Genomic DNA, 6,404 nt, shown 5'->3' on the forward strand with positions numbered 1-6,404 from the left:
GATGGGTTATCGACTGGGCGTCGACGTGGGCGGCACGTTCACCGACGTGCTGCTGGTCGACGAGCGGACCGGCGTCAGCCACCGCGCCAAGACGGCGTCCACTCCGGCCGACCAGTCGGAGGGCGTGCTCAACGGCATCCGCAAGGTGTGCCGGGACGCCGGGATCGGGATGCACGAGGTGGCGCACGTCCTGCACGGCACCACCGTGGCGACCAACGCGATCCTCCAGGGCCGGGGCGCGCGGGTCGGGCTGGTGACCACCGAGGGGTTCCGGCAGGTCCTGCAGATCGGCCGGTCGTTCGTCCCCGGGGGCCTCGCCGGCTGGATCATCTGGCCGAAGCCCGAGCCGCTGGCCCGGCTGGAGCACACCGTAGAGATCCCTGGCCGGATCGCCGCCGACGGCACGGTCGTCGCCCCGCTGGACGAGGACCGCGCGCGTGCTGAGCTGCGGCGGCTCGGCGGGGCCGGCATCGAGGCGCTGACGGTCTCGCTGATCAACTCCTACGCGAACGACGCGCACGAGCGGCGGGTGGCCGAACTGGCCGCCGAGGAGCTGCCCGGGGTGCCGGTGTCGCTGTCCAGCCATGTCCTTCCGGAGATGCGGGAGTACGAGCGCACCGTCACCACCGTCGCGAACAGCTATGTGCAGCCCGAGGTGTCCCGCTACGTGGGCAACCTGGACCGGTCGCTGAGCGGCAGCGGGATCGACGCGCCGCTGTCGGTGCTGCGCAGCGACGGCGGGCTGACCAAGGCCGCCAAGGCGGCCGAGGACCCGGTGTCGCTGCTGCTGTCCGGCCCGGCCGGCGGGGTGACGGGGGCGGTCTGGTTCGCCGAGCAGGCCGGGTTCCCCGACTTCCTCACCTTCGACATGGGCGGCACGTCCACCGACGTGGCGCTGGTGCTCGGCGGGCGCCCCCGGATCGGTCGGGAGACCACCGTCGGCGACCTCACCGTCCGCGCCACCAGCGTGGACGTCCGCACGGTCGGCGCGGGCGGTGGCTCGATCGCCCACGTCCCGGAGCTGACCAGGGCGCTGCGGGTCGGCCCGCAGTCGGCGGGCGCCGACCCCGGCCCGGCCGCCTACGGGGCCGGCGGCACCGACCCGACCGTGACCGACGCCAACGTCGTGCTCGGCCACCTTCCGACGCGGCTCGCCGGCGGGGAGATCGCCCTGGACGCCGAGGCCGCCCGCAAGGCGATGCGCTCCGTCGCCGACGCGATGGGCCTGCCGAGCGTCGAGGCGGCGGCCGCCGGCGTGATCGACATCGTCAACGAGAACATGCTCGGCGCGCTCCGCCTGATCAGCGTCCGGCAGGGCTACGACCCCCGCGACTTCGCGCTGATGTCGTTCGGCGGCGCGGGCCCGCTGCACGCCAACGCGCTCGGCCGGCTGACCGGCTCCTGGCCGGTGATCGTGCCGCCGTCGCCGGGCGTCCTGTGCGCCTACGGGGACGCGACCACCTGCCCGCGCGACGAGAGCGCCCGCACCATGGTGCGCCGCTTCTCCACCCTCGACGACGACGAGCTGCGCGCCGCGCTCGCCGAACTGGCCGACGCCGCCGCCGGGCGGCTGGAGGCGGAGGGCGTGCCGCGCGAGAGCCAGACCGCGACGTACCAGATCGACCTGCGCTACCACGGGCAGGGCTTCGAGATCCCGGTCGAGTTGGACCGTGCCACTGTCGACGGCGACCTTCTGGCCGGGCTCGGCGCCGCGTTCGACGCCGAGCACGAGCGGCTGTTCTCCTTCCTGCTCGGCAACGAACGCGAGGTGATCAACCTGCGGGTCACGGTGAGCGGGCCGCGCCCGGAGGTCGCCTGGCGCGTGCTGCCCGAGGGATCGGGCGACCCGTCCGCCGCGCTCGTCCGCGAGACCGAGGTGTGGATGGACGGCGCCACGACGTCCGCCCGCATCTACGACCGTTCCCGGCTGCTCTCAGGGGACGTCGTGGCCGGACCGGCCGTGGTGGTCGAGATGGACTCCACCACCCTCGTGCTGGCCGGGCACGCCGCGACCGTGCACCCGAGCGGCAGCCTGCTGATCCGTCCGCTGAACGAGGAGGGCTGATGGCCGAGATCCTGCAGACCGCGACCGCGCCGGCCGGCCGCGTCGACGTCGACCCGGTGACCCTGGACATCATCGAGAACGCGCTGCGCAACGCCCGCCACGAGATGGACGAGGTGCTGTTCCGCACCGCGCTGTCCCCGGGCATCCGCGAGCAGCACGACGAGTTCCCGCTGATCGCCGATCCGTCCGGGAAGATGGTCGTCGGCCAGTTCGGGCTCTCGGTGCCCGACTTCCTGGAGAACTTCGACGGGACGATCGGCGAGGGCGACATCCTGATGACGTCCGACCCGTACGCGTGCGGCGCGGCGATCAGCCACGCCAACGACTGGCTGCTGGTGGTGCCGATCTTCCACGAGGGCCGGCTGGTCGGCTGGTCCTCGATGTTCGGGCACATGTCGGACGTGGGCGGCAAGACGCCCAGCTCGATGCCCGCCGACGCCCGCACCATCTACGAGGAGGGCGTGGTCGTCCCGCCGTTCAAGCTGTACGAGGGCGGCCGGCTGAACGAGCCGGCGCTGCGCATCATCCTCAACCAGGTGCGCATGCCCGACTGGAACCGGGCCGACCTGAACGGCCTGGTCGCCGCGTGCACCACGGCCGCCCGGCGGGTCTCCGAACTGTGCGCCCGGTTCGGCGTCGAGACCTACCTGTCGGCGCTGGACGCCCTGCTCGACCGCAACTACCAGGCCATGAAGGTCCTGCTGGCCACCCTCTTCGAGGACGGCCGGACGCTGGAGTTCGCCGACTACATCTGCGACGACGGCTGCGGGTACGGCCCGTACGAATTGAAGATCTCACTCACCCGGACCGGCGAGAAGATCCATCTGGACTTCTCCCACGCGGCTCCGCAGGCCGTCGGACCGGTGAACTACTTCATCAACGAGAACCTCGTCCGGATGTTCTTCGGGATCTACGTGATCACCGTCGCGGACCCGCAGATCCTCTGGAACGACGGCTTCTACCCGCTGATCGACGTGACGATCCCGGAGGACTCGTTCTGGAAGCCGCGCCACCCGGCCGCGCTGAACGCCCGCAACCACGGCATCGGCCGGGTGTTCGACCTGTTCGGCGGGCTGCTCGGCCAGACCAACCCGGAGATCCTCAACGCGGCCGGCTTCTCGTCCTCGCCGCACTTCATGTACTCGGGCCACTACGGCTCGGGGCCGCGCGAGGGCGAGTGGTTCCAGCTGTACTCGATCGGGTTCGGCGGCGTGCCGGGACGCCCCGTCGGGGACGGCCCGGACGGGCACTCGCTGTGGCCGTCGTTCGTCAACATCCCCTGCGAGTACCTGGAGTCGTACTACCCGCTGCGCGTGGAGCGGTGGGAGACGATCGCCGACTCCGGCGGCGCGGGCCTGCACCGGGGCGGCAACGGGGTCGACGTCGCGTACTGCTTCGAGGAGCCCGGCACGATCGCGATCCACGACGACCGCTGGCTCACCTACCCGTGGGGGGTGAACGGCGGGCGTCCGGGCGAGCGGGGCCGCAAGTGGATCGAGCGGGCGGACGGCACCCGGGAGGTGCTGCCCAGCAAGATCCACGACGTCGTGGTCGGGCCCGGGGACGTCCTGCACTTCGTGACCTGGGGCGGCGGCGGATGGGGCGACCCCCTCGCCCGTCCCGCCGAACTGGTCGCGCTGGAGGTCCTGCGCGGCCTGGTCACCGCGGACGGCGCCCGCGCCGGCTACGGGGTCGTCTGCACCGCCGAGGGCGTCCTCGACGAGGAGGCCACCGGCCTGCTGCGGGCGAGGATGGCCGAGGAGCGGACGGAGATCCCGGTCTTCGACATGGGCCCGCCGCTGGCGGAGATCCTCGCCCGCTGCGAGGAGGAGACGGGCCTTCCCGCGCCGCGCCCGCCGGTCGACGTCCGGTCCGCCGCCGCGCTGCGGGACCGCCGGTGAGCGACGACCTCGCCGCCGGCTACCGCGCCTCGGGGTTCGGCCGCGGCCTCGGCTGCGGCCGGTCGCCGGCGGTGCTGGCCGTGGACCTCGTCCGCGCCTACCTGGTGGACGGGTCGCCGCTGCGCGCCCCGGTCGAGGAAGCGGTGGCCGCCGCCGTGACCCTGGTCGACGCGGGCCGGGCGGCCGGGCTGCCCGTGCTGTTCACGCGGGTGAAGTACCAGCCGGGCGGCGCGGACGGCGGCCTGTTCCGCCGCAAGATTCCCGCGCTCCGCGTGTTCGAGGAAGGGAGCCCCCTCGGCGACTTCGCCGAGGGGGCGGCCCCCCGTCCGGGCGAGACCGTGGTCACCAAGCAGTACGCCAGCGCGTTCCACGGCACGTCCCTGGCGGCCACCCTGACCGCGTCCGGCATCGACACCGTGCTGATCTGCGGGCTCACCACCAGCGGCTGCATCCGCGCCACCGCGACCGACGCGCTGCAGCACGGGTTCCGCCCGCTGGTGGTGGACGAGGCCTGCGGCGACCGGGACCGCCGCCTGCACGAGGCGAACCTGCTGGACCTGGGCGCCAAGTACGCCGACGTCCTGTCCCTCGACGAGGCGCTCACCACCGTGCGCGGGTCCTCATCGGGCCGTGGGGAAGGCCATTGAGGACGCCCCGTCGGCCACGACGGGGGCGGGCCACCGGGACGTGACGGCCTTGGCGCGCGTGTAGAAGCGCACCCCTTCGGCCCCGTGGACGTGGGTGTCACCGAACAGGGACGCCTTCCAGCCGCCGAAGGAGTAGAACGCCATCGGCACCGGGATGGGGACGTTCACCCCGATCATCCCGACGTGCACGGCCCGCTGGAACCGCCGCGCCGCCTCCCCGGACGAGGTGAAGATCGCCGTCCCGTTGCCGTAGGGGTTGGCGTTGATCAGCGCGATCGCCTCGTCGAGCGTCTCGGCGCGCAGCACCAGCAGGACCGGGCCGAAGATCTCCTCCTGGTAGGCCGCCATGCCGGTGGCGACGCCGTCGAGCAGGCAGGGGCCGACGAAGAACCCGGGGCCGGTCGCGCCGCGCCCGTCCACGACGAGCTTCGCGCCGGCCCGCTCGGCGTCCTCGACATGGCCGGTGACGCGCTGCCGCGCCGCCTCGCTGATCAGCGGCCCCATCTCGCTCGCCGGGTCGGCGCCCGGTCCGACCCTGATCGCGCGGGCCCGGCCGGCGAGCCGCTCGATCAGCGGGTCCGCGGCGGCCCCGACGGCGACCGCGACGGAGATCGCCATGCAGCGCTGGCCCGCCGATCCGTACGCCGCCGCCGTGATCTGGTCCGCGGCCAGGTCGAGGTCGGCGTCGGGCAGGACCACCGCGTGGTTCTTCGCGCCGCCGAGGGCCTGCACACGCTTCCCCGCGGCGCCCGCCGCCTCGTGGACGTGCCGCGCGACGGGCGTGGACCCGACGAACGACACCGCCGCGACGCCCGGGTGCGTGATCAGCGCGTCGGCGGTCTCGCGGTCGCCGTGCAGCACGTTGAACACCCCGTCCGGCAGCCCCGCCTGCGCGTACAACTCGGCGATCAGGTTGGACGCCGAGGGCACGCGCTCGCTCGGCTTGAGCACGAACGTGTTGCCGCACGCGATGGCGATCGGGTGCATCCACAGCGGGACCATCACCGGGAAGTTGAACGGGACGATCCCCGCGCACACGCCGAGCGGCTGCCGGAACGAGAACGCGTCCACCCCGGACGACACCTGGTCGGAGTACTCGCCCTTGAGCACCTGCGCGATCCCGCAGGCGAACTCGACGACCTCCCGCCCCCGCACGACCTCTCCGCGCGCGTCGTCCAGGACCTTGCCGTGCTCGGCGGTGACCAGGCGGGCCAGCTCGTCCTCGTGCCGTTCCAGCAGGTCGCGCAGTGCGAACATGATCTGCGCCCGCCGGCTCAGCGACACCTCGGACCACGACTCGAACGCTCGTGCCGCGGTCCCCACCGCCAGGTCCACCTCGGCGCGCCGCCCGAGGACGACCTCGCCCGCCTGCCGGCCCGTCGCGGGATCGTGGACGGCGGCCGAGGTGCTCCCGCCCACGGGGACACCACCGATCCAGTGCTGGATAGAGCGCATCGGGTTCCTTTCAGAGGTAACGGCGCTTCAGAGGTAACGGCGCTGGGTCTTCTTGTCGTCGTCGTAGCGAGCGCGTGCCCGCCGTGTGCCGTCCAGCGCGGAGACTTCGGCGACCGGGACGTCCCACCACGCCTCGCTGCCCGGCCCCGCGACCAGGGGGTCGGTCTCCACGTGCACGACCGTCGTGCGGGGCGACGCGATCGCCCGGCGGAGCGCCTTTCTGAATCCGTCGGCGTCGTCGGCGCGGATGACGTCGGCGCCGAGGCTGGCGGCGTTGGCGGCGAGGTCGAGGGGGATGGGGTCGCCGTCCAGGCCGGTGGGGGTGCGCAGGCGGTG

Annotated in this window: 5 protein-coding genes; 3 read left to right on the forward strand and 2 right to left on the reverse strand. The window is 73.3% G+C overall.

Going from position 1 to position 6,404, the window contains the following annotated elements:
- Position 1: 1 nt before the first annotated feature.
- The 3 genes from AB0H37_RS26760 to AB0H37_RS26770 are packed head-to-tail and all read left to right on the forward strand — an operon-like array spanning position 2 to position 4,613.
- Entirely contained in the window at positions 2-2,065 is a 2,064-nt protein-coding gene (locus AB0H37_RS26760; protein ID WP_360615981.1) for a hydantoinase/oxoprolinase family protein, read from the forward strand.
- The gene (locus AB0H37_RS26765) at positions 2,065-3,966 is read left to right on the forward strand and encodes a hydantoinase B/oxoprolinase family protein (protein WP_329089750.1); all 1,902 of its coding nucleotides are present in this window, start codon (positions 2,065-2,067) and stop codon (positions 3,964-3,966) included. Before AB0H37_RS26760 ends, AB0H37_RS26765 begins: the two co-directional genes overlap by 1 nt.
- A complete protein-coding gene (locus AB0H37_RS26770; RefSeq protein WP_360615983.1) occupies positions 3,963-4,613 on the forward strand; it encodes an isochorismatase family protein in 651 nt (216 codons plus the stop codon). Before AB0H37_RS26765 ends, AB0H37_RS26770 begins: the two co-directional genes overlap by 4 nt.
- On the opposite strand, the gene AB0H37_RS26775 is transcribed toward AB0H37_RS26770, so the two are convergent.
- Together AB0H37_RS26775 and AB0H37_RS26780 are read right to left on the reverse strand one after the other, a co-directional pair.
- Entirely contained in the window at positions 4,587-6,068 is a 1,482-nt protein-coding gene (locus AB0H37_RS26775; RefSeq protein ID WP_360615985.1) for a CoA-acylating methylmalonate-semialdehyde dehydrogenase, read from the reverse strand. The genes AB0H37_RS26770 and AB0H37_RS26775 overlap by 27 nt on opposite strands.
- 27 nt (positions 6,069-6,095) lie before the next feature.
- Positions 6,096-6,404: thiamine pyrophosphate-dependent enzyme (locus tag AB0H37_RS26780; protein WP_360615987.1), on the reverse strand; the 309-nt coding region annotated here is incomplete at its 5' end.

The sequence above is a fragment of the Actinomadura sp. NPDC023710 genome (assembly GCF_040639875.1).
In the GTDB taxonomy this organism is placed as follows: domain Bacteria; phylum Actinomycetota; class Actinomycetes; order Streptosporangiales; family Streptosporangiaceae; genus Spirillospora; species Spirillospora citrea.

Excerpts from the sequence above, each read along its gene's own strand:
- AB0H37_RS26760 (WP_360615981.1), top strand. The coding sequence starts at position 2 with ATGGGTTATCGACTGGGCGTCGACGTGGGCGGCACGTTCACCGACGTG.
- AB0H37_RS26765 (WP_329089750.1), top strand. The coding sequence starts at position 2,065 with ATGGCCGAGATCCTGCAGACCGCGACCGCGCCGGCCGGCCGCGTCGAC.
- AB0H37_RS26775 (WP_360615985.1), bottom strand. The coding sequence starts at position 6,068 with ATGCGCTCTATCCAGCACTGGATCGGTGGTGTCCCCGTGGGCGGGAGC.